At 44.8% G+C, this 21,311-nt stretch carries 22 protein-coding genes; 15 read left to right on the top strand and 7 right to left on the bottom strand.

All coding sequences use genetic code 11. The features are described 5' to 3' along the window. The first annotated feature begins 456 nt into the window (after window positions 1–456). Genes ABFX15_RS05860 through ABFX15_RS05850 form a run of 3 tightly spaced genes read left to right on the top strand, consistent with a single transcriptional unit; the run spans window position 457 to window position 3,398 of the window. A complete protein-coding gene (locus tag ABFX15_RS05860; RefSeq protein ID WP_346024543.1) occupies window positions 457–1,368 on the top strand; it encodes an alpha/beta hydrolase in 912 nt (303 codons plus the stop codon). Between the two features lie 15 nt (window positions 1,369–1,383). Further along, window positions 1,384–2,733 (top strand): condensation domain-containing protein, encoded by a 1,350-nt coding sequence (locus ABFX15_RS05855; RefSeq protein WP_346024542.1) that lies wholly within the window; start codon window positions 1,384–1,386, stop codon window positions 2,731–2,733. After that, on the top strand, window positions 2,733–3,398 hold the full coding sequence (locus ABFX15_RS05850) for a DUF6320 domain-containing protein (protein ID WP_346024541.1): 666 nt from the start codon (window positions 2,733–2,735) through the stop codon (window positions 3,396–3,398). The genes ABFX15_RS05855 and ABFX15_RS05850 overlap by 1 nt, the downstream gene beginning before the upstream one ends. Before the next feature lie 31 nt (window positions 3,399–3,429). Here ABFX15_RS05850 and ABFX15_RS05845 read toward each other — a convergent pair whose 3' ends face one another. Continuing rightward, window positions 3,430–5,319 (bottom strand): diguanylate cyclase domain-containing protein, encoded by a 1,890-nt coding sequence (locus ABFX15_RS05845; RefSeq protein ID WP_346024540.1) that lies wholly within the window; start codon window positions 5,317–5,319, stop codon window positions 3,430–3,432. Between the two features lie 477 nt (window positions 5,320–5,796). Between ABFX15_RS05845 and ABFX15_RS05840 the strand changes: the two genes are divergently transcribed. Further along, window positions 5,797–6,792 (top strand): ion channel, encoded by a 996-nt coding sequence (locus ABFX15_RS05840; RefSeq protein WP_346024539.1) that lies wholly within the window; start codon window positions 5,797–5,799, stop codon window positions 6,790–6,792. Between the two features lie 175 nt (window positions 6,793–6,967). Here the strand turns inward: ABFX15_RS05840 and ABFX15_RS05835 are convergent, their stop codons facing one another. Beyond that, on the bottom strand, window positions 6,968–7,930 hold the full coding sequence (locus ABFX15_RS05835) for an alpha/beta hydrolase (RefSeq protein ID WP_346024538.1): 963 nt from the start codon (window positions 7,928–7,930) through the stop codon (window positions 6,968–6,970). 156 nt (window positions 7,931–8,086) lie between these two features. Between ABFX15_RS05835 and ABFX15_RS05830 the strand changes: the two genes are divergently transcribed. The 7 genes from ABFX15_RS05830 (at window position 8,087) to ABFX15_RS05800 (ending at window position 12,514) form a co-directional block, all read left to right on the top strand. Further along, window positions 8,087–8,404 carry a rhodanese-like domain-containing protein gene (locus tag ABFX15_RS05830; protein ID WP_428830604.1) on the top strand — a complete coding sequence of 106 codons (318 nt, stop codon included), beginning with the start codon at window positions 8,087–8,089 and terminating at the stop codon, window positions 8,402–8,404. After that, window positions 8,405–10,060: an FAD-dependent oxidoreductase gene (locus ABFX15_RS05825; protein ID WP_346024537.1), complete on the top strand. Its 1,656-nt coding sequence runs from the start codon at window positions 8,405–8,407 to the stop codon at window positions 10,058–10,060. Further along, window positions 10,053–10,229, top strand: coding sequence for a rhodanese-like domain-containing protein (locus tag ABFX15_RS05820; RefSeq protein WP_346024536.1), 177 nt, complete (start codon window positions 10,053–10,055; stop codon window positions 10,227–10,229). Before ABFX15_RS05825 ends, ABFX15_RS05820 begins: the two co-directional genes overlap by 8 nt. A 298-nt stretch (window positions 10,230–10,527) precedes the next feature. Next, window positions 10,528–10,692: a rhodanese-like domain-containing protein gene (locus tag ABFX15_RS05815; RefSeq protein WP_346024535.1), complete on the top strand. Its 165-nt coding sequence runs from the start codon at window positions 10,528–10,530 to the stop codon at window positions 10,690–10,692. A gap of 1 nt (window position 10,693) precedes the next feature. Beyond that, the gene (locus tag ABFX15_RS05810; RefSeq protein WP_346024534.1) at window positions 10,694–10,951 is read left to right on the top strand and encodes a metal-sensitive transcriptional regulator; all 258 of its coding nucleotides are present in this window, start codon (window positions 10,694–10,696) and stop codon (window positions 10,949–10,951) included. 133 nt (window positions 10,952–11,084) lie between these two features. Beyond that, window positions 11,085–11,753 carry a PepSY domain-containing protein gene (locus ABFX15_RS05805; RefSeq protein ID WP_346024533.1) on the top strand — a complete coding sequence of 223 codons (669 nt, stop codon included), beginning with the start codon at window positions 11,085–11,087 and terminating at the stop codon, window positions 11,751–11,753. A gap of 119 nt (window positions 11,754–11,872) precedes the next feature. Then, a complete protein-coding gene (locus ABFX15_RS05800; RefSeq protein ID WP_346024532.1) occupies window positions 11,873–12,514 on the top strand; it encodes an HD domain-containing protein in 642 nt (213 codons plus the stop codon). 144 nt (window positions 12,515–12,658) lie between these two features. Here ABFX15_RS05800 and ABFX15_RS05795 read toward each other — a convergent pair whose 3' ends face one another. Both ABFX15_RS05795 and ABFX15_RS05790 read right to left on the bottom strand, forming a co-directional pair. Then, window positions 12,659–14,032, bottom strand: a complete 1,374-nt coding sequence (locus tag ABFX15_RS05795; RefSeq protein WP_346024531.1) for a M20/M25/M40 family metallo-hydrolase — start codon at window positions 14,030–14,032, stop codon at window positions 12,659–12,661. A 130-nt stretch (window positions 14,033–14,162) separates the two neighbouring features. Beyond that, entirely contained in the window at window positions 14,163–15,047 is an 885-nt protein-coding gene (locus ABFX15_RS05790; RefSeq protein ID WP_346024530.1) for a CPBP family intramembrane glutamic endopeptidase, read from the bottom strand. 127 nt (window positions 15,048–15,174) lie between these two features. Between ABFX15_RS05790 and ABFX15_RS05785 the strand changes: the two genes are divergently transcribed. From ABFX15_RS05785 to ABFX15_RS05770, 4 genes are all read left to right on the top strand, one after another. After that, the gene (locus ABFX15_RS05785; RefSeq protein ID WP_346024529.1) at window positions 15,175–15,963 is read left to right on the top strand and encodes an ABC transporter ATP-binding protein; all 789 of its coding nucleotides are present in this window, start codon (window positions 15,175–15,177) and stop codon (window positions 15,961–15,963) included. After that, window positions 15,953–17,632 carry a hypothetical protein gene (locus ABFX15_RS05780; protein WP_346024528.1) on the top strand — a complete coding sequence of 560 codons (1,680 nt, stop codon included), beginning with the start codon at window positions 15,953–15,955 and terminating at the stop codon, window positions 17,630–17,632. Before ABFX15_RS05785 ends, ABFX15_RS05780 begins: the two co-directional genes overlap by 11 nt. A 90-nt stretch (window positions 17,633–17,722) precedes the next feature. Then, entirely contained in the window at window positions 17,723–18,736 is a 1,014-nt protein-coding gene (trpS, locus tag ABFX15_RS05775) for a tryptophan--tRNA ligase (protein ID WP_346024527.1), read from the top strand. 60 nt (window positions 18,737–18,796) lie between these two features. Then, window positions 18,797–19,249: a GNAT family N-acetyltransferase gene (locus ABFX15_RS05770; RefSeq protein WP_346024526.1), complete on the top strand. Its 453-nt coding sequence runs from the start codon at window positions 18,797–18,799 to the stop codon at window positions 19,247–19,249. A gap of 173 nt (window positions 19,250–19,422) precedes the next feature. Here ABFX15_RS05770 and ABFX15_RS05765 read toward each other — a convergent pair whose 3' ends face one another. From ABFX15_RS05765 to ABFX15_RS05755, 3 genes are read right to left on the bottom strand one after another with little or no spacing between them, the layout of a single operon-like run. Further along, window positions 19,423–20,259 (bottom strand): prephenate dehydrogenase, encoded by an 837-nt coding sequence (locus ABFX15_RS05765; RefSeq protein WP_346024525.1) that lies wholly within the window; start codon window positions 20,257–20,259, stop codon window positions 19,423–19,425. Then, a complete protein-coding gene (gene aroQ, locus ABFX15_RS05760) occupies window positions 20,260–20,706 on the bottom strand; it encodes a type II 3-dehydroquinate dehydratase (protein WP_346024524.1) in 447 nt (148 codons plus the stop codon). It lies immediately after the preceding gene. Beyond that, window positions 20,703–21,218 carry a shikimate kinase gene (locus tag ABFX15_RS05755; protein ID WP_346024523.1) on the bottom strand — a complete coding sequence of 172 codons (516 nt, stop codon included), beginning with the start codon at window positions 21,216–21,218 and terminating at the stop codon, window positions 20,703–20,705. The genes aroQ and ABFX15_RS05755 overlap by 4 nt, the downstream gene beginning before the upstream one ends. Window positions 21,219–21,311: the final 93 nt, after the last annotated feature.

Below are 21,311 nucleotides of genomic sequence, written 5' to 3'. Positions count from 1 at the left end.
GTGTACGGAACCGTACGCACGGTGGTGTGAGAGGACGGTAAATAAATTAATTATTTACCTCCTACTCGATTATATTAGAGCGGTGGTGAGACGGGACAGGGCGGGGCGAATGGTTCACATATGGAGATATGGACCATTCGCTGCCGGATAAAATCGGTTAATAGATCATAAACGAAGATATGGTCCATTCGGCCTGAAATTTTTTGCGTGAATGTACCATATATGAATTTTATGACCCATTCGCAGACCAGAGCGCCACTAGATCAATCACAAGACTAGTGAGAGTCGCCAAATCATAGAAAGAGTCCGCACGGAATAGGGCGGTTACTCGCTATAACTCTTCTTAAAGCAGGGAAATTAAGGTGAAATGAGGGAGTACTTATGTCGCCTCGGGGTATCAGGACCGGTTCGATGTATGGTAAACTGTTAAAAAGTTCAGTTCCATGAGGAGAAAAAATGAATCCACTGTTTAAATTTATATTGAGGCTGGCCTCTTCACCAAAAATAGATATTCAAGAGGACTACCAGACCATCAGGCGCATGCAGAGATTGTTTTCTAAACAGCCTAAGCCGACCTACCGGATTATGGATGAGAGAATTTATGCGACAGGTGACAATCACGAAATACCTGTCAGGATTTTCTATCCTAAAGAAAAGAAGTACGATGAGCCGGTAATCTATTTTCATGGTGGGGGCTGGGTAATTGGAGATATCGAGACATACACACGTCCATGTGTGAATCTGGCGGACAGCATGGGGCGGATCATCTACTCGGTCGATTACAGGCTCGCACCGGAACACCCGTATCCGGCAGGACTGGATGACTGTCTGAGAGTGGCTGAAGTGCTGATGACGAAGCTGGATGAGAACGAACCGGACTGGATCCTAATGGGAGACTCTGCAGGAGCCAACTTAGCAGCTGCCGTCTCACTGTTGTTGAGAGATAAAAAGAAGCGTCTGCCTTCAAGGCAAATCCTCATTTATCCAGTGACGTACTGGGATCACACCGAAGCATCGCCGTTCGAATCGATTCGGACCAATGGCTACGATTATGGCCTGACCATCAAGAAAATTCAGGAGTATATGGAACTATATGCACCTGACGAAGATATACGCAAGAGCCAGACGATTTCACCACTGATGGCTGAGGATCTGTCGAATCAGCCTGATACGCTGGTCATAACCGCAGAATTCGATCCGCTTAGGGACGAAGGGGAGGCATACGCCAGAGCCCTGGAAGAAGCAGGCAACACCGCTAAAATTCATCGGGTCAATAACAGTGTACACGGGTTCATCACTTATCCTAAATTCACTGAACCGGTCGAAGAGACCTTTGCAGCAATCGATTCATTTTTAAATCAATCATAAGGAGGAGGCAGAGGCATGGAAAAGAAAAATTGGGTCAGACTGGACAATGCCTCGAATATCTTTTTAGCTGCACGTACGGATGTGGATACTAAAGTCTTTCGTTTTACGGCGCAAATGTCTGAAAAAGTCGATCCGGCCTCCCTTCAGAAAGCACTGATCAAAGTTTATGAAGGCTATCCACTCTTTCAGAACGTCATGAGACGGGGGATTTTCTGGTACTATCTGGAACACACTGAAAAGATTCCGTATGTTCAGCCAGAAACCATGCCTCCATGTACAGCCATTTATCATTACGACCGGAAAGAACTGCTGTTCAGGGTGATTTATAATGAAAACCGGATCCACATTGAAGTCTTTCATGCATTGACTGATGGAACGGGAGCGATGTGGTTCTTCGAAGATCTGATTACAGAATATACGCGCTTAAGACATCCGGAAGCCTTTGGAGAAAACTCTGAACGAACGCCTCGACAGAAACAGGATCTGGAAGACAGCTTCAACCGCTATTTCAGAAAGAAAAAGAAGAAGCGTGAGAACGTACCTACTCGGGAACCGTTTGAAGAAGCGTATAAGGAAGCAGACAACATCGAGAAAAGTCTTCAGCCGTATGAAGAACAGACTCACTATTCAAATGTACACAGAGTCAAAGGCACGATCACACCTGATCACCGCCCGCGTATTATTGAGATGACCACACAGGTCAAAGATGTACTGGCTCTGTCGAAGAAACACAAGGTATCACTGACCTTATATCTGACGGCTATATTTATGATATCCGTCTATGAATCGATTGAGGAGAAAAAAGAAGAGGACACCGTCACTGTTTCGATACCAGTCAATTTGAGACAATTCTATCCGTCTTTTTCAGTCAGAAATTTTTTCAGTACGACTTTGATGGCGTATACCTTTAAAAAGAATCAGCCATATAATATCGAAGACATCTGTCAGGAAATCGATAATCAGCTGAAGAAAGAAATCAAACCCGAAGCTATTGAGAAACGTCTTAAACGGTTCATCGGCTTTGAATTTCATCCGGCCATTCGTGTCGTGTTCAGACCGATCAAGGACCTGGTGCTGAAATGGGTCAGCCTCTATACGAACCGGAAAATAACGGTAGCGATGTCCAACCTTGGGAAATTGTCACTCCCTGAAATGGTTGAACCATACGTGGATAATATCAATTTTTACACGGCAGTCGTCAGACCTCAGTTCTGCGTAAACAGTTATAAGGATATACTCAATATTCTGTTCACCAGTCCATTCATCGAAACGGATATTCAGAAACGATTTATCAGATACCTGTCCAGCGAAGGGCTTGATATCCAGCTGGATGTCAACAAGGTGACGAGTGAGGAGTTTGAGTGATGAAAAAGTGTACTGAATGTCAGGTCGATGTGCTGGATAACTGGAATGCCTGTCCGTTATGCGACACACCATTGATTGAATCAGGAAAGAGAAGCCCGTCTACATCCTTTCCGGAAGTCGGTCTGAGGTTCCAGAGGAGAAAAGTCAAGCAGTCACTGACGCTAGTGTCATTACTGGTCATTTTGATTTACTTCATCAGTCAGTCGATCTGGCGCTTCCGCTTTTTCGGACTTGAGTTCGTGCTATTCGGACTGATGGTCACCTGGATGATGGTACTGGTCCTGATTAGAAAGCGGCGGAATATCGTAAAAGGGATCGTCTACATTCTCTTTCTCTTCTCTCTATTAAGCGTGTACTTTGACTATATCCTCGGCTGGCTCGGCTGGTCACTGACCTTCGTGATACCGATTCTGTGTATCTCTGCCCTGCTGGCGATGTTTGTGGTGATACAAGTCGTCAGGCTACAGGCAGGCGACTATATTCTGTACCTTCAGCTGGCAGCCTTAGTAGGCTTCATCCCTTTCCTTTTCATACAAATGGATTGGGTCGTCATCGATCTGCCCAGCTGGCTGTCTGTTCTGTTCAGCTTCATCATGTTCTGGTCTGTTCTGCTTCGCCACGGCAAAGCTATAAAGAATGAGTTGAGTAAACGAATGCACGTTTAAAATGAAGAATAAAAAAAGATCCCGACGCTAATCATGCGTGCGGGATCTTTCGTTTAGCAGCTAACATTGCTTTGGAATGGCGTTTATTCTTATACATGGCTGCGTCGGCCTTATTCAGCAGGTCCTGTACGCATTCACCATCTTTAGGGTAGTAGGCAAAGCCGACACTCTGCGTGCAGACGATTTCTTCTCCATCAATGAGGTAAGGTTTGTTCAGCTTGTTCAGGAGCTGACTGGCCCATCTCATGGCGTCATCATAGCTATCGAGATCATCAATCAGTACAGTGAACTCATCCCCGCCTAGTCGTGCAGCACAGTCATCCTTCTTGACCATCGAAGCAAGGCGTCTGGCTACCTGAGCCAGCAGCTTATCTCCAAATGCATGACCATAGTCATCATTGATGTCTTTGAAATTATTCAGATCTATAAAGAGAAACGCAAATTTCTTGTCATTAAGCTTGGCATTCTCTATAGCCGTCTGAAGAACTTCTTCGAAACGGATGCGGTTGGCCAGGTGAGTCAGGTGATCATGAAAGGCCATATACTGGATCTGTTCCTGATTAATTTTATTTTCCGTAATGTCTCTCGCAATAGCGTAGACACCAATAACTTCTCCATCTACCTTGATCGGCACATGAGTCACACCCAGGTAATAAAATTCGTTGTCTGTATTGCTGAGAGGGAGTTCATAATTTTTGAAGATGCCTTTTTTAGCGTTATTAAAATGTCCTTTGACCGTTTCCTGATAATCGGCATGTATAGTGTCAATCAGTGAGTGTCCGATAAGTTCTTCCCTTGTTTTGCCGAGAATTTCAGCCCCTTTTTCATTGACACTCAGGACTGTACCGTCAAGTGTGAATGAAAAGGCTACGTCAGGATGATGCTCGAACAATGACCGGTAACGTTCCTGACTGGATTGAAGCTCACCAGCGTTCTTTAAATATTTTTGAAGTAGGCGTCTATTCTCTGACAGAAGGAGAAACTGCCGGGCTATGACAAGCATAATGGACACCCCGACACCAATAGTGATGGCATTTGCCCCTGTAGTTGTAAAGATCATGAATAGGTACAGCAAAGTCAGCCCGAAAAAGGGTAAAAGAATAGCGAACAGCATAGGTTTCGTCCGGTCGACTGCTTTTTTTCTCAATAGATTAGACGACCGGTTTTTCTGAAGCAGTCCGGTAAAGCCGACAAGCAGCACGCCTAAGATAAAGAGTGGATCAGTCCAGGATCCGGAGTCGTAAGTTTCAGTGCTGACTAGATAGACGAACGCAGTGTCTGCGACAATATAAGTAAATAGACCGGCGCCAAAAAATAGAATAAAGTCATTCGAAAAGATTTGTTTACTTGAGAAAATCACCATAAGCAGGCAGAAAGCCAGCGCCAGATCTCCGATTGGATAGGCAAGCGATACAACTACGGCTAGAAGAGAAACATCTCCTGCTAAAATGATCGGGTTTAATAAAAAATACCAGCTGAGGGTGGCGTAAATAATCATAATGAAAAGAATATCGAAAATGTAGCGGGTCAGAACAAGTTTTGTCTTTTCCTTGTATAGTTTGAATCCGAAGGCACTAAGGTAGAACAGCACATTAAGTATATAAAAGAGATCAGGGGTTCCTGGGTAAGGGACTTCGATTCTCAGGACACTCTCGTAAAGTATCCAGGAACATTCAGCCAGGAAATAACTGAATGTTCCTAAAGTGATCAGGAACCAGAATGGCTTGTCTGGCTTCTCGGCAGTTTTATAGGCCTGATAAAGCCAGATGGATGGGACAGCTGATCCAATCAGAGACAGGGTATTCCCACCCCAGGTAAGTAGGTAAGAATCGTCTTGAAAAAGGAAAAGCCATAGATAGTAGAACAGCGTAAATGCAAATATAAAAATTAATCCGTAAACATTCTTTTTCTGAATAGGCATGGTAGTTCTCCTTAAGTAATAAAGCACATGATCAGTTTATTAAGGCAACTGAATCAGCAAGGGACTGTGAAAATGTCTGGATATTTGATTAGATAATTATGAATATTCATCCTGTTTAAAAGTATTATACTATGTTTGCAAGGTAGAACATAGCAATAAGTGAATAAAAAAGAGAGTGATATAAAATATTCCATATAATCATACGAATTAAGTAGACTAAATTGAACAAAAACATAAAATTAAGTAACGTTAGTATGAATAAATATCACTTGCACATGTATAAAAAAGATTTTTTAATAATTTTTATGCAGTTAAATGGGTATTATCAATTATATTTTAAATTTACTCTTTTATTACCTAAAAATCGGCCTATCAATTTATATTTTTGTTATGTGAGGATGACTAGTGACTCTTATTCATTGTAAGTGACCATTAAGCTCAATTATAATGGAAGAAAGACTGAGAAGAGGTGATGAAATGACTAGTATTTTACTATACGTATCAGGTGTGGCTCTAATTCTGTTCACGATCACAGATCTGATATGGACCACCTTGTGGGTAGACCGTGGAGCGGGACCCATGTCAAAGAGGATAGCTCGATCGACGTGGAAGATTACCAGGAGAATAAGTAAGAATGAGAAGGGCTTGTTTAATATCATCGGTCCGCTTATTCTCGTTCTGACCCTTCTCAGCTGGGTCCTGCTGCTTTGGATCGGTCTTACTCTGTTTTTTTCAGGAGATCCGGAGTCTATTGTCCAGACGACGTTTGAAGGGCCGGTCATGTGGTACGAACGTCTCTATTTCACAGGGTTTACATTATTTACTCTCGGGGTAGGGGACTACTCTCCGCAGCCCGGATTCTGGCAGGTCATAACAGCCTTGAATTCAGGAATAGGCATTCTTTTTCTGACCTTAGGTGCTTCTTATGTCATTTCAGTTGTCAGTGCAGTCGGCAAAAAACGTGCACTGGCCCAGACGGTTACTGGGCTGGGAATGGACAGCTCAGAAGTCATGCGGAAGGCCTGGAGTGGGGAAGGTTTTTACCAGCTTGATCTGTTTCTAATGAATGCATCTTCACAGATCACGGAACTGACCCAGCAGCATCAGGCCTACCCGCTCCTTCATTACTATCACAGTCAGAAGCCCCAGGAATCATCGGCGGTGGGCATCGCCATCCTGGATGATGTACTGACAGTGGTTCATCATGGTTTGGCTGATAAAGGAACGGTCAACATGATGCTGATCAGTGAAGCCAGATCCAGCGTCGAAACATACCTTGAATCGATGACCTCTGCCTTTATTGAGGAAGCAGAAAATGAACCCCCTTATCCAGACTGGACAGAATTAAAAGAATTGAAGCTGCCGTTAGTTGAAGAGAAGAAATTCTCTGAGAGCATTCAAAAGGTCAGTCATCGGAGACGAAAGTTTCTGGGAGCAGTCGAGGCGGACAATCATAAATGGCCCCAGCAATAGCCAATGCGAAATAAATAGACCCCCTTCGGCAAAAACTGAAGGGGGTCGTTCTGTATACAGGAGCATTTTGAAAAGTTATCAATTGAGTAGAATCGTTCGGTTTATAATGTGTTTATACAGCCCGCTCTTGCTGAGCTGACAGTCATCCGAGAATAGGCAGACGATTCAATAAGGGTCAGACTGCCAGTGGATAGTCGACGCTGTTCATATGTGTATTTAAAAAATGCTTGATACGGGTACGGTACATCTCTTTATCCGTCACATATGCATAACCATGCTTTGCACCAACAGCTATATACAGCTCTTTAGGGCTTTTCGCTGAGTGATAGAGTTCATAGGCCATATAGGTGGGCACAAAGTCATCTTCATCTCCATGTATGAATAACGTTGGAATAGAGGATTTTTTTACCTGTTCTTCAGGACTGGCTTCACCGAACCAGTAGCCGGCTTTGACTTTTGTGATGAGGCTGGTCATCGGAATGAACGGGTATTGAGGCAGTTTGTACAGGGTTTTCAGTTGATGAGCCATCTCTTTGGTCACCGAACTGTAACCGCAGTCTTCAATGACAGCTTTGACATTGACTGGCAGCTGCTCGCCGCTGACATTCATAACAGTCGCCGCCCCCATGCTTAATCCAAAAAGAACGATTTCAGTTTCTTCGCCAAATTCATCAATCAGTTTATCTATCCAGGTAATGTAATCCTTACGTTCATGCCAGCCAAATCCAATGTAATCTCCTTCGCTGTCCCCATGCCCTCTGGCATCAGGAAGAAGAAGGTTGAAACCTAAATCGAAATAAAGTTTAGCCCAAGGCGCCATGTCCTTGTTGCTTCCACTATATCCATGAGCGATAATAGCTATTCGTTTCGTAGGCTCCTGCTGGGGAATGAATAGTCCTGAAAGAGTCAGTTCATCCGTAGACCGGATCGTCAGAATCTTTTTATCTACTGTATTATACCATTCTTTTTCCTCTTTCCAGGGGTCATCAGCCTGGATCTCATCCATGCTGAACTCATCTACAAATTCTTTGTGGTTGATTCCTACAGCTTTTTTATAAAAAAAGGCACTTGAATAAGCCAGAGCTGCAGCCGTCAGCCCCAAAGCTCCAAATAATCCCCACTTCAAAGATTTCTTCATTTTATTCCATCCTTCCTTTAAGTACTCTTACTTTATATTGTACATCATAGTCAAAAAAATTGCAGACAGTTTATGTTAAGGGGGTTGACAGTGCTCAAACTAAGATGATAATATACCCCATAGGGTATAAAAAGAAACAAATAAGGAGGAACACGAGTGTTTGGATTATTCAACCGGTCAGCCGCTATAAGTGCTGATCAGCTAAAAGCAGAAAGAAACAATCAGACCAAGATTATAGATGTGCGAATGCCTGGAGAATACCGTGCAGGGCATATACCTGGAGCAAAAAATGTTCCACTGAACAGAATTGAAGGATACACGGGGGATAAGGATGAAAAGGTCTACGTCATCTGCCAGTCTGGAATGAGAAGCAAGCGAGCGGCATCCATTCTAAAAAAGAAGGGCTATGATGTCGTGAATATCCGCGGGGGCATGACCCAATGGAATGGACCTGTCAGAGGAGGAAAACAGTAAATGGAAAAAATTATTATAGTAGGCGGGGTAGCTGGAGGAATGTCTGCCGCTACACGTCTACGCCGGTTGAAAGAAGAAGCTGAAATCATTATTTTTGAAAAGGGGCCGTATGTATCTTTTGCCAACTGCGGCCTGCCGTATTATGTCTCTGGTGAAATATCAGAAAGAGACAAGCTCCTGGTTCAGACTCCTGAGGCTCTCTATGACCGGTTCCGTCTGGATGTCAGGCCGGAGCATGAAGTCCTGTCGATCAATCCTGAAGAGAAGACTGTGACGGCAGCCCATCATGGAAAACAGATAACTGAATCATATGACAAGCTGATCCTGTCACCTGGAGCAAAAGCATTTATTCCTCCTGTTGAGGGGCTGGACGAAGCTGAAAATGTCTATACGTTGAGGAACGTGCCTGATCTGGATAAAATCATGAACCGAATTGATCAGGTGGATCCAAAAGAAGCGGTCGTTGTAGGCGCAGGCTTTATAGGCATTGAAATGGCAGAAAACCTGAAATACAGGGGTATCGACGTGACGATCATTGAGAAAGCTCCGCATGTCCTGCCGCCACTGGACGAAGAAATGGCAGTCTTCGTGCAGAATGAGCTGAAAGATAAAGGTGTCAAGGTGATTACTTCTCAGTCCGCGGTGGCGTTTAAAGAAAAAGGCCGCATCATCGTACTGGAAGATGGAACAGAATTTAAAACAGATCTGACTATTATGTCAGTGGGGGTCAAGCCGGAAAGCAGTCTGGCTGAACAAGCAGGAATAAAGCTGGGCCTTCGTGGAGGAATCCTGGTTGATGACACCTATCAGACCAGCGTAGAAGATATCTATGCAGTCGGAGACGCAATTGTTGTCAAGAATCAGATCAGCCAGGAAGATGCACTGATTTCCCTTGCTTCTCCTGCAAACCGTCAGGGACGTCAGGTTGCAGACAATATAGCTGGAATCAGTCGTGAGAATAAAGGAAGCATTGGAACAGCTATTGTGCGTGCTTTCGACATGACAGCCGCTTCGACTGGCTTGAACGAACGACAGCTCAGACAAGCAGGCAAAGACGTTGCAGCCGTGCATACATTGAGCAAAGACCATGCCGGATATTATCCAGGAGCCACCGATATCACATTAAAAGTCATTTTTGATCCAGTCAGTGGTACACTGTATGGGGCTCAGGCAGTCGGCGTTAAAGGTGTAGATAAACGTATCGATGTTATTGCAACAGCCATCAAGGGAGGTCTCACTATTTTTGATCTGCCAGAGCTTGAGTTTACTTATGCCCCACCGTTCGGTTCGGCAAAAGACCCAGTAAACATGGCTGGATACGCCGCATTGAATATTATTGAAGGGTTAAGTGACTCGATTCAATGGCATGAGCTGAACCGTGAGCTGGAAAAGGGAGCTGTTCTGCTGGATGTCCGAACTGAATCAGAGCTGGAAGCGGGCCGATTCCCGAATGCTCTCAACATTCCTTTGAATGACCTTCGTGACCGGATGGATGAGCTGGACAAAGAGCAGGAGTATATCATCAGCTGTAGAAGCGGACAGAGAAGCTATATTGGTGAAAGATTATTGAAACAGTCAGGATTTAAAGTAAAAAACCTGGATGGTGCATATGCACTTTATCAGGCAGTCAGACCGGAGGAATTGGAATATGTATAGATCAGTCAGCATGGATGAGTTTGGACAGAAACAGAAACGTGAAAATCTAAATATAATTGATGTGAGAGAAGCAGATGAATTCGCTGCCGGACACATTCCAGGAGCAGTCAGCATGCCGTTAAGCGGACTCGCACAAGAATTTAAAACCCGTGAACTACCCACCACTTAAATCCTCCGGATTTTGAAGTGGGGGCTTCCTACGAACTCCATTCTTGTCTGCACAGGTTTCATGCAGACAGAGGAATCGGATATGGGTAGGCTCAAAAGGCAGTCCCTGCCTCATAGGTTTTCTTTTACTTGGCTAACGCCAAGGAATACTCAGTAGGCTTGGTTGTCGCCTATATAGACTTGGTTATCGTCTATATATAAAGTATACCAAATGAGAATGACATTAACCACTTCAAGCTATCGCTTGACCGAAATTCATCTCCCACTTTCACTGGTGCTTCGCACCCATACGCTTAGAAGTGGGAGACTTCTTTCGGAATTACGTTAAAAAAGATAAGGAGTATCATGTCATCTGTCTATCAGGCGGACGTTCATCAATGGTGTGTGACTTTTTGGGAAATCAGGGGTATGATGTAGTAAACGTAATGGGCGGCATGTCTGCCTGGAGAGGAGACATCGAGTAATATGAAATGCGATAAAAGTATTTATAATCGGCTGAAACGGACAGAGGGACAGTTGAGAGGCGTGCAGAAAATGCTCGAAGAAGGCAAAGAATGCAGTGATGTCGTTACACAATTGTCTGCAGTTCGCTCCAGTGTGGACCGGATCATGGGTGTGATTGTAGCTGAGAACCTGAAGCGATGCCTGGAAAATCCATCAGCCAACATAGAAGAACAGGAAGAAATGATTCAGAAAGCCATTCAGCTGGTTGTGAAGAAATAACTTTTGCGCCATTCTACACTGAGTAGAGACCTGAAATGATCTTATTTTCACAAGCGTCATGTTTGCCTTTATTCTTTAAACCTGTTATCATTCATATGTATTAAGAAAGAATGATAGTAAGGAGAGGATTTTTATGTCAACGAGTAAAGCAATCAGATTAGGGGTGCTTTCATTATCAGCTTCTCTACTATTAGCTGCTTGTTATGATAACGATACGCAGGATACAACGCCTGTGGAAGATGATACGGAACAGACTGGTGACACGGATGCGGGAGATGATACTGCTGCAGATAATACGGGCGAAGACGATATTGATGATACCGCTGCGGACAATACATCCGATGATGAGACTGATGGTGCAGCTGACGATGCCAATGATTCTCAGGGGATCCAAGGAATGACGTTCTCTGTGAGTCTGGACGATGCGATCGATCAGTTCTATGAGACGTTCGGCAGTGAAGACATCAATATCAGTGAGATTCAGTTCAATTATGACGATGGACGCTACCTGTATGAATTCGAAGGCTGGGACGGCCAGTACGAATACGAACTGGATATCGACTCAGAGACAGGCGAAATTGTTCAGCAGGAACAGGACGATGACGATGATTCAGGAGACATATTAGATTTGGAAGGCATCATTTCACCAGAGGAAGCGATGGAAGCTGCACTTGATGCTTCAGGTTCCGGTTATGTAGAAGAATGGGGTCTCGAAGTAGAAGACGGCCGTACGATTTATGATATCGACGTCGAAGGCGGCAGCGACCAGCAAGTCGATGCTCAGACCGGAGATGTCCTTTAATTCAAATAGCACAACGATCAAGCACCTTTCGACTACGAGTTGAAAGGTGCTTTTTTAGAACGCATGTTCAAATCTCCTCAAGTGTGTTAAAGTTAAGAAAAGAGCAGAGGAGTTCTCATATGAACAAGCAGACGATTGTAGCAGACACAATAGATATGGTAAAAGAGAAACTGAACAATGAAGGGTCCGGACATGATTGGTATCATATTGAGCGAGTCTGGAAGATGGCTTCCAAGCTGGCAACAAAAGAACAGGCCAACAGTTATATAGTGGAGCTGGCTGCTCTGCTGCATGATCTGATTGATGACAAGCTGGTCAGCAGCAAAGACGAGGCTGTTCAAGAAGTTGAATACTGGCTTGAGGGGGCGGGTGTATCCTCATCAGACGCAGAACGGATCATGGACATCATCCAGACTATTTCCTTCAAGGGTGGAAATGGTCGGAAACTGACGACTCTTGAGGCTCAGATCGTTCAGGATGCAGATAGACTGGATGCAATTGGGGCAATCGGAATTGCCCGCTGCTTTACGTATGCAGGAAGCAAGGGAGACGTCATCTTCAATCCGGAACTGTCTGTACGCGAGAGCATGACTGAAAAAGAATACAGGGAAGGGCCATCGAGTGCGGTTCATCATTTCTACGAGAAGCTGCTTAAGCTTAAGGATCTGATGAACACCGAGACGGCAAAGCAGATCGCCGAAGAGCGGCACGCCTTTATGGAAGACTTCCTGATCCAGTTCTTTAACGAATGGGAAGGGTAAAATTCAAAAACTAGTCAGAAAAAAACAGCTGCCTGTGCAGACTCCAGAAAGTTAGATTTTTCAGGTCTAACTTTATTTGGTCACTATAGCAGGCAGCTGGTTTTATTATGCAGATTTTTAGAATGTCCCAACTTTTGTGACGAGTCAGTCTGTCAGCCCTAAGTGAAGGATGGTGCTGCAGCTGGCCTGAATGCCCCAGTAAAATTCTTTCAGTCCCAGGTTTTCATTGGGTGCATGATTATCTTCATCGACATTGGCATAAGGAACCGTGACAGACGGAATGCCCAAAATATCAGTGAAGACATACATAGGACCGGTGCCCCCAAGAGCTGGAAGGACAACTGGCGGGGTATCATAAGCCACCTCGACTGACTCGATCACTTTCTGTACGAGTGGATGAGACAGAGGCGTTTTGGAAGGCTTGACTGCACTCAGATTTTCTACTGACAAGCGGCAGCGGGAATCAAAGGCTGCCACATGCTTTTCAATAGCTTCATAGATGGCTTGGGGGTCCTGATTAGGTGCCAGGCGCATATCCAGTTTGACTTTAGCTTTTCCAGGAATGATCGTCTTTGTTCCTTCTCCTGTATACCCCGTTTCAAATCCTGCAATGGTAAACGTCGGTTTGAAGCATAAGTTTGTGTAGTATTCTTCTCCAGTCATATCGAGGCTGTCCAGACCGATGACTTTCGCTGTTTTTTCTGGATAGAAGGCCAAGCTCTTCAGATGTTCTGCTTCTTCTGGGGTTGGAGTCAGTACACCGTCATAAAATCCGTCTATCAGAACGTCTCCTTCTTCAGTGACCATGGACCGGACCAGATTTAATAGAGCCATGCCGGGATCAGGGGCAATGTTTCCCTTATTACCTGAATGGTTATCTCTATTGGCACCCTGAGCTTTCACTTCAACATAGAGCAGTCCGCGGTTACCCAGAGTCACTGAGGGCTGCCCGTCTCCTTCCATTGGCCCGTCTGCAGTATAGGCAATATCTGCTTTGAGCAGGTCCTTATGTTTTTCCGCAAAGGAAGCAAGATTGACGCTGCCTTTTTCTTCTTCTCCCTCGAAAAGAAATTTGACGTTGACCGGGAGCGAGCCATGTTCTTTAAGTAAAGTACCCACGGCTAGGATATGGGCGATCAGCTGACCTTTGTTGTCGCCTGTACCTCGGCCGTAAATTCTTCCGTTCCTAATTGTTGGCTCGAACGGATCGGACTCCCACAACTCAAGTGGCTCAGGAGGCTGGACATCATAGTGCCCGTAAAAGAGAATGGTGGTCGTATTCTCAGGATCGAGCAGTTCCCCGTAAACCACAGGGTGTCCACCGGTATCCATGAGCTGAGCTTTAATGCCATTCTCTGTCATCATATTGAGCAGAAGATCGGCACATTCTTTTACGCCTAAGTTAAGTGTGCTGATACTTGGCTGTCTTAGAAGAGTGAAAAGGGTGTCCAGGTGGTTATCTTTATTCTTATTGAGTGATGGTCTGATGTCTTGATAAACGGTTTTCCAGTCGGTCATGTATGAAGCGCTCCCTGTATTAGAATTTTACTAGAAAGATTGCTATATTTTAATAGTATACACCTTTTATTCATTTTAGGAAGGCTAAAATAAAAAGTTCCTTCCCGGAAGACGGAAAGGAATGGATCATCTATTCAATGGAATAAATGTTCTGAGCGTAAGGGCTGTCTGAATTTCTAAGAGATTTCCATTCTCTGCGAAGTAGCCATATGAGGAAAATAAGAGAAAGAATAAATAATGCAGAGTAGACGACATACTCAGTCGGCAGACCATCTCTCAACATTAAAAATTCAGCCTGAGCATCCGCAATTGAAACGGATGGAGCCAGAAATAGGGGGAGGATTACCAGCAGATTGTATAAAGCGTGAGCGATAATTGGATAGATAAGATTGTTGTATTTCACATAAGTAACTCCACAGACCAGACCAACGAGAAGTTGAGGAATGAACAGCGACTGCAGGTGAATAGCCATGAAGACGACTGAACTGAAAATAATCCCTTTGTTCACCCCGTATTTGTCGACCCATTTATTCAGCAGATACCCTCTGAATACAATTTCCTCTACAACTGGTGCGAATATGACGGCAACAATGAAGAGATAGAACACCGGAAGATCTTCTGAGCCAGTCAGTTCAAGAACATAAGGCACGATGCGGTCAAACAGTGTGGGAATAAATGTCAGAACAGAAACAAAGAAGTAGACAAATAAAGAAGCCACGACCGCTGTCAGAATGGTCCAGCCAGCCACTCGAATCATTGGAGAAACAGTCTTTTCATAGGGGGAAGACAGTGCTGCCACGGACAAGGACTGTTTTTTCATCTGACTTATCGTGATTTTATAAAGAAAGAAGTAAATCAGCCCATCCGTCAGCAGACCGATCATCGTGATGTGTTCGCCCATAAAGGCAACGAGCAGTACAGCGCCAAGAATGATTACACCAAGCGTGGCCAGAGCGATCCGCCAGATGATTGCCCATAAAGAAGCGCGTTCGAATGAAGTTTCATATGTATACATGTCATCAGCTCACTTTCAGTAAAATGAATAAGTAAACAGTAGCATATTTTAAAGATGATTGGTAATAGAAAGGAGTAAAGTTATTATTTTGTGCTAAACTATCACTAAATGACACATGGAGGCAGTTATGGAACCAATATTAGAAATCAGTCAGCTGACTAAATCTTTTGACGGAAAACCGGTACTGAAAGGCGTTGATTTTACAGTACATCCTGGAGAAATTATCGGATACATAGGGCCGAACGGAGCTGGAAAGAGTACTACGGTCAAAATTATTCTTGGGGTGCTGGAAAGAGACGGGGGAGAGATTCGACTCTTCGGGCAGCCAATAGACAGTCAGACGGTTACTTACAAATCACGCATCGGTTATGTGCCGGAGAATGCGGAACTTTACGAAACACTGACGGCTAAAGAATACCTGCTGTTCATCGGTGAACTTTACGGAATGAAAGAAGACATCATTCTGTCTAAATCAGAAGAGATGATGGATGCTTTAGGCATAAAAGAGTCACTGAATGGGCGTCTGGCTTCTTTTTCAAAAGGGATGCGTCAGAAAGTTCTGATTATTTCCAGCCTGCTTCATAATCCGGATATCCTCTTCTGGGACGAGCCGCTCAATGGGTTAGATGCGAATAGTGTACAGATCATAAAGGAATTATTATGGCAGCTGAAAAAAGAAGGCAAGACGATTTTTTATTCATCCCATGTGATGGATACCGTTGAAAAACTGAGTGACCGCATCATGATTCTGAATGACGGAGAAGTCGTTGCGGACGGCCCGTTTGAGGAGCTCAAAGAAGAGGCGGATGGCACTCTGGAGCAGCTTTTCAATACGTTGACAGGCTTTGACCAGCATGCGGCTCTCGCCGAACAGTTCCTCACTGCAATGAAGGGAGACGGTTCCAATGATGCGTGACATTCTTGGGCTGAAAAAAGGCGGGAAGACACCGGTCTATCTGCGGATTATAGATGTTCTCTCAGGAGTATATGAAAAGTTTGGGGTCGATTATCCTCAGATGCGCAACATTCTTTCTATGAAGATGACGATGGACGGCAGGCGAGAATCACCGATGCAGGCAGTCAGTTCAAACAGCCGGTCGGGTGAAGAAAAAAACCATTTTTTCTCCAGTTTGTGGGTCTACGCACTGATCAGTGTCTTTCTGCTATTCCTTTTTGCGTATGACAATTGGGTGTTTCAGTACACGACGTATTTCAGTTTTCTGTTCCTGATGACGTTTTCGACTCTTCTGGCTAATTTTTCAACTATTCTGCTGGATACAAAAGACTCAATACTCATCGGAACAAAGCCTGTAACCAGGAAGACGCTCGGAGCAGCTAAGGCTACACATGTAGGCATTTATCTTATTTCATTTACGATGGCCATCGGAGCGCCAGTGATTCTATTCACCTTCTACTTCAATGGCCTAATGGCCGGACTGCTGGTCCTTGTGCTTTCGCTGCTGGCTTCACTCTGGTGTCTGGGCATGACCCTTGTCGTTTACGCTACGATTCTTAAGCAGTTTGACGGCGAACGCTTGAAAAACATCATTGCCTACAGTCAGATCTCGCTATCAATCTTTATGGTAATCGGCTATTATTTAGTCGGCCAGATTTTTCAGATCATCGATCCGGAAACGCTGCTGGTTGAAATGAATCTGACCCTCGGCCACTCCGTTCTTTTCCCAATGTGGTTCGTGGCACCATTTGGACTGCTTCAGGAAGGCTGGACACTGACTTACGGCATATATACCGGCCTGCTTATAGTAGGATCCGTGTTACTTGTGATTTTATATAACTGGAGTACGGATAAAATTGAAAGCAATCTTCAAAAAATGAATGCTTCAAGTCTTAAAATAAACAAACGGTCGGTTCTGGAAAGAATCGCAGCTTCTGGATTATGCAAAGACCCTCTGGAGAAGGCCTACTTTCATTTCTCCTGGCAGCTGACAAAGACGGAGCGGGAATTCAAGACCCGTCTGTATCCGTCGATTGCCAGTGCGCTGGTCTTCCCGATCGTGTTCGTCTTCACGACACTGACTGGTGATCAGACTGGGGGACTGGAACAGAATCCCGTATCATTTCTGTATCTGCCCTATTTCACCTTACTGCTGATTCCAGTTCTGACAGTATCGATTCAGTTTTCAACTAATTACAAGGGAAGCTGGGTGTTCAATCTGACACCGCAGCAGTCTAGAGCCCCGTTCATGCGGGCAGCTCTCAAGGCGATGCTGGTAAAAATCCTGCTGCCGCTTTATCTGATAATTGCTGCAGTCGTCCTTGTGTTTTCTGGATGGGGCTATCTGCTTCAGATGATCAACGGCTTTTTGCTGATGAGTGTTGTCTTTTATCTGGAAGCACGCCGATCCGTCAAAAGTCTGCCTTTTTCAAGGAAGTATTCAGCGTCTGAAGCTAATCTGGGATGCATGGGCACGCTGATCTTTTTCGTGCCTGTCTTCATTCTTTCTCTAATAATGATCCTGAGCCAGCTCTTTATTCCTTTCGGTGAATGGATTATTCTAATTATCATGTCAGGCCTGACCATCTGGTGGATGACTCGAGGCTTCAAGGAGAAGAAGCAGGCCTGATCAGCAGGAGATGCATTTTACCTTTTTTTTACTGTGTAAGTAAGATACAATAAAATCAATTAGACTACGCTATCCAAGGAGATAATAATTATGAAACGTACTATATTAACTGGCGATCGTCCAACCGGGAAACTGCATTTAGGTCACTATGTCGGCTCGTTACAGAACCGAGTGTTGCTTCAAGAAGATGAACAGAATAATGTATTTGTCATGGTGGCGGATCAGCAGGCACTGACGGACAACGCTAAGAATCCCGAAAAGGTTCAGCAGAGCATTATGGAAGTGGCTCTGGACTACCTGGCTGTGGGACTGGATCCTGAGAAGACGACGATTTTCATTCAGTCTCAGATTTCTCAACTGCCGGAACTGACGCTTTATTATTTGAATCTGGTCACCGTAGCTCGACTGCATCGTAACCCTACCGTTAAGTCTGAAATTCAGGAAAAAGGCTTCAACGAAAGTATCCCTGCAGGGTTCTTCATGTATCCGGTGAGCCAGGCCGCAGACATTACGGCGTTCAAAGCGACTCACGTTCCTGTAGGAGAAGATCAGAAGCCTATGCTTGAGCAGACACGTGAAGTGGCACGCGACTTCAATCGGACTTATGGAAAAGATGTTCTGGTTGAACCGGATATCATCCTGCCTCCAAAAGGTCAGGGCCGTCTGGTCGGAATTGATGGAAAAGGGAAGATGAGCAAGTCTTTGAATAACGGTATCTACCTGTCTGATAGTGCAGATACCATCCAGAAAAAAGTCATGAGCATGTATACCGATCCGAACCACATTCGTGTGGAGGATCCGGGTCAAGTCGAAGGTAACGTTGTCTTCACGTATCTGGATGTGTTTGATGACGATAAGGAAAAAGTACAGGAACTGAAAGACCAGTACCGCGCCGGAGGATTGGGTGATGTCAAAATCAAGCGTTACCTGAATGATGTGCTTCAGGCCAAGCTTCAACCGATTCGTGAACGCAGAGAAGCATTTGCTGAAGATAAAGGAGCCATTCTGGATATGCTGAAATCGGGAAGCCTGAAAGCCGAAGCTGTCGCAGCCCAGACTCTGGATGAAGTTAAGGATGCTATGGGCATCAACTATTTCAAGTAAAGACTTGAAAAGTGACCCACAGGCAGGTTAATTCAAATTTTACTGAAGAAGTGATGACCGATGATTGAACTGAAACCTGTAGACAAACATAATTATATGACCGTAGTGGATCTGAAAGTGCATCCGCACCAGGAAGACTTTGTGGCCCCCAATTATTTGTCCCTTCTGGAAGCGACCTACGAAGAGGATAAATACCCGTTTGCCATCTATCAGGACGGAACTGTAGTCGGATTTTTGATGTGCAGCTACTATCCAGCTGATGATGCCTATCCGATCGACTCCTGGTGGCTGGAACGATTTATGATCGACAGGGACTACCAGGGAAAAGGGATCGGGAGAAAAGCGCTGGCTCTTTTTCTGAAAGAGTTCAAGCCTCACAGGCATGTGAGGGACCTGAGGATCGGTGCTGAACCGGACAACGACCTGGCGATTCGTCTTTATAAATCATTCGGCTTCAGGAAAGAAGGCATGGTGGAAGGCGAAAATGTCTATGTCGGTGAATGGAAAGTTTGAATAGGTAAATAAAGGATGCGTCTTCTTTTGAGACGCGTCCTTTTTGGTGTCAAGGAACAAAGCTCTGGCCATAATGACAAGCTTTTGGAAAGTGAAAAGACCCGCCGACTGGCGAGTCTTTAAATCATTAAAGGGCTGGTTCTGCAAAGTGGCGAATGATTCTCCGAGCTTGATCAGTACCAGTCTCTGCGCTGATCGCGTGCTCGAATCAGAAAGTCTTTCAGAGCTTCTTCATCATCTGCTTCTATAGCTTGTTTGAAGGTTTCCAGCTCGGCTTCAAATGACATAATCGACTGAATCAGTGCCTCTTTGTTATTCAGAAACAGTTCACTCCAGAGGCTGTCGTTGATATCGGCTATGCGGGTCAGTTCCTGAAAGCTGTTGCCGGCAAAGAGCAGTGTGTCGTCCGAGGCCTGGCTGCTGTTTACGACGGATACTGACAGGGCGTGCATCAGCTGGCTGACATAGGCAACCTGCTCGTCATGTTTCTCAGGTGTCACCCGAGTCAGCGTGGAAAATCCGGCATCCCGGTACAGCTGTTCTATACGGGTGAGGTTCTCTTCCTTGTTTTGAGGAAGGGGGGTGATCAAAGCATTCGCTCCTTTAAATTTATCTGCGGATGCACCGGCTATTCCTTTTTTCTCACTTCCACGCATCGGATGAGCAAAAATAAAGTCAACGTGATCTGGAAGGACGCGGGACGTTTCTTTAATAATAGAGGTTTTCACGCCGGTCACATCAGTGAGTACGACTCCCTGCTTGAAATAGGAACGGTACTGCTCTACAAAAGGTGCGATCTGGCTGGGGTAAAGGGTCAGCATGATCACGTCTGCTTCTTTCAAGCCTTCTTCCGGAACAGTCATGCCTTCGTGAATGATCTGTTCTTTCAGTGCATAGTCAATGGTCTGTTCATCGATGTCGATACCGATGATACGGTGATTCCCCTTGTTCATCAGGCTCATCGCAAAGGATCCTCCGATGGCACCAAGGCCTACAATTGCTAAATTCATCTAGGTGTTCTCCTTTGCCAAATGAAGTTCCAGAGCTTGTACGCCTAACAGATAGCTCGCTGGTCCGAAGCCTGACACCTGGCCGATGCAGGCGGGAGCGATCACAGAATCTTTCCGGAATGCTTCTCTGGAATGAATGGCACTCAGATGGACTTCGACTGTCGGAATAGACACGGATTTCAAGGCATCGTGAATGGCATAACTGTAATGAGTATAGGCAGCCGGATTGATGACGATGCCGTCAACCTGCTCATTCAATGCATCCTGTATTTTATCGACCAGTGCCCCTTCGGAGTTACTCTGGAAAAATTCATAGATATGTCCGTGATCAGTCAGATAAGTCTGAATCTGACGGTTGATCGATTCCATTGTTTCGTGACCGTAAATATCCGGCTCTCTTGTTCCTAAAAGATTAATATTGGGTCCGTTGATAATCCATATGTTCATGAGTGGTCTCCTTTAGTGTCAAGTTTAGTCAACTGATTCAGCACGTCATTCACCGTTTCTGAAAGGGACTGATCGTTGCGGACAGTTACATCTGCAAGAGCCTCGTAGACCGGTTGACGTTCTTCAAAAAGCGTATATAAGGCTTCCTTGCCATTTTTCAAAAGTGGTCTGTGTGCAGTTTCAATGTCTTTTACAATTAGATTTACCGGACGATCGATCCATACGATTACGCCCGCTTGTTTGAGCCACTTTTGGTTTTCTTGTTTCAGGACAGCACCTCCGCCAGTCGAGATCACTGTATCAGTGGCATCGGCCAGCTTGATGCAGGCGTCAGTTTCTAGAGATCGGAAAACCGCTTCGCCCTGTTCGAATAATTCCGGGATTGACTGCCCCACCTGTTTTTCTATAAAGTCGTCCATGTCTATAAAAGACAGCTTGAGGCGGCTGGCCAGCTCTTTCCCGATTGTCGTTTTCCCGCTGCCAGTCATGCCGATGAGGACAATGTTTGTCATATTATTACCCTTCTTTCCACTGGAGTAATTACCAATTTTTTTGTTTTTTCGTGTTGTTTTAATGCAACTATCGTTGCTCTATCAATTAAAATA

Source organism: Alkalibacterium indicireducens, from assembly GCF_039522005.1.
Classification (GTDB): Bacteria; Bacillota; Bacilli; order Lactobacillales; family Carnobacteriaceae_A; genus Alkalibacterium; species Alkalibacterium indicireducens.
Note: the sequence above shows the minus strand (reverse complement) of the source record. Positions and strands in the feature narration are given on the sequence as shown.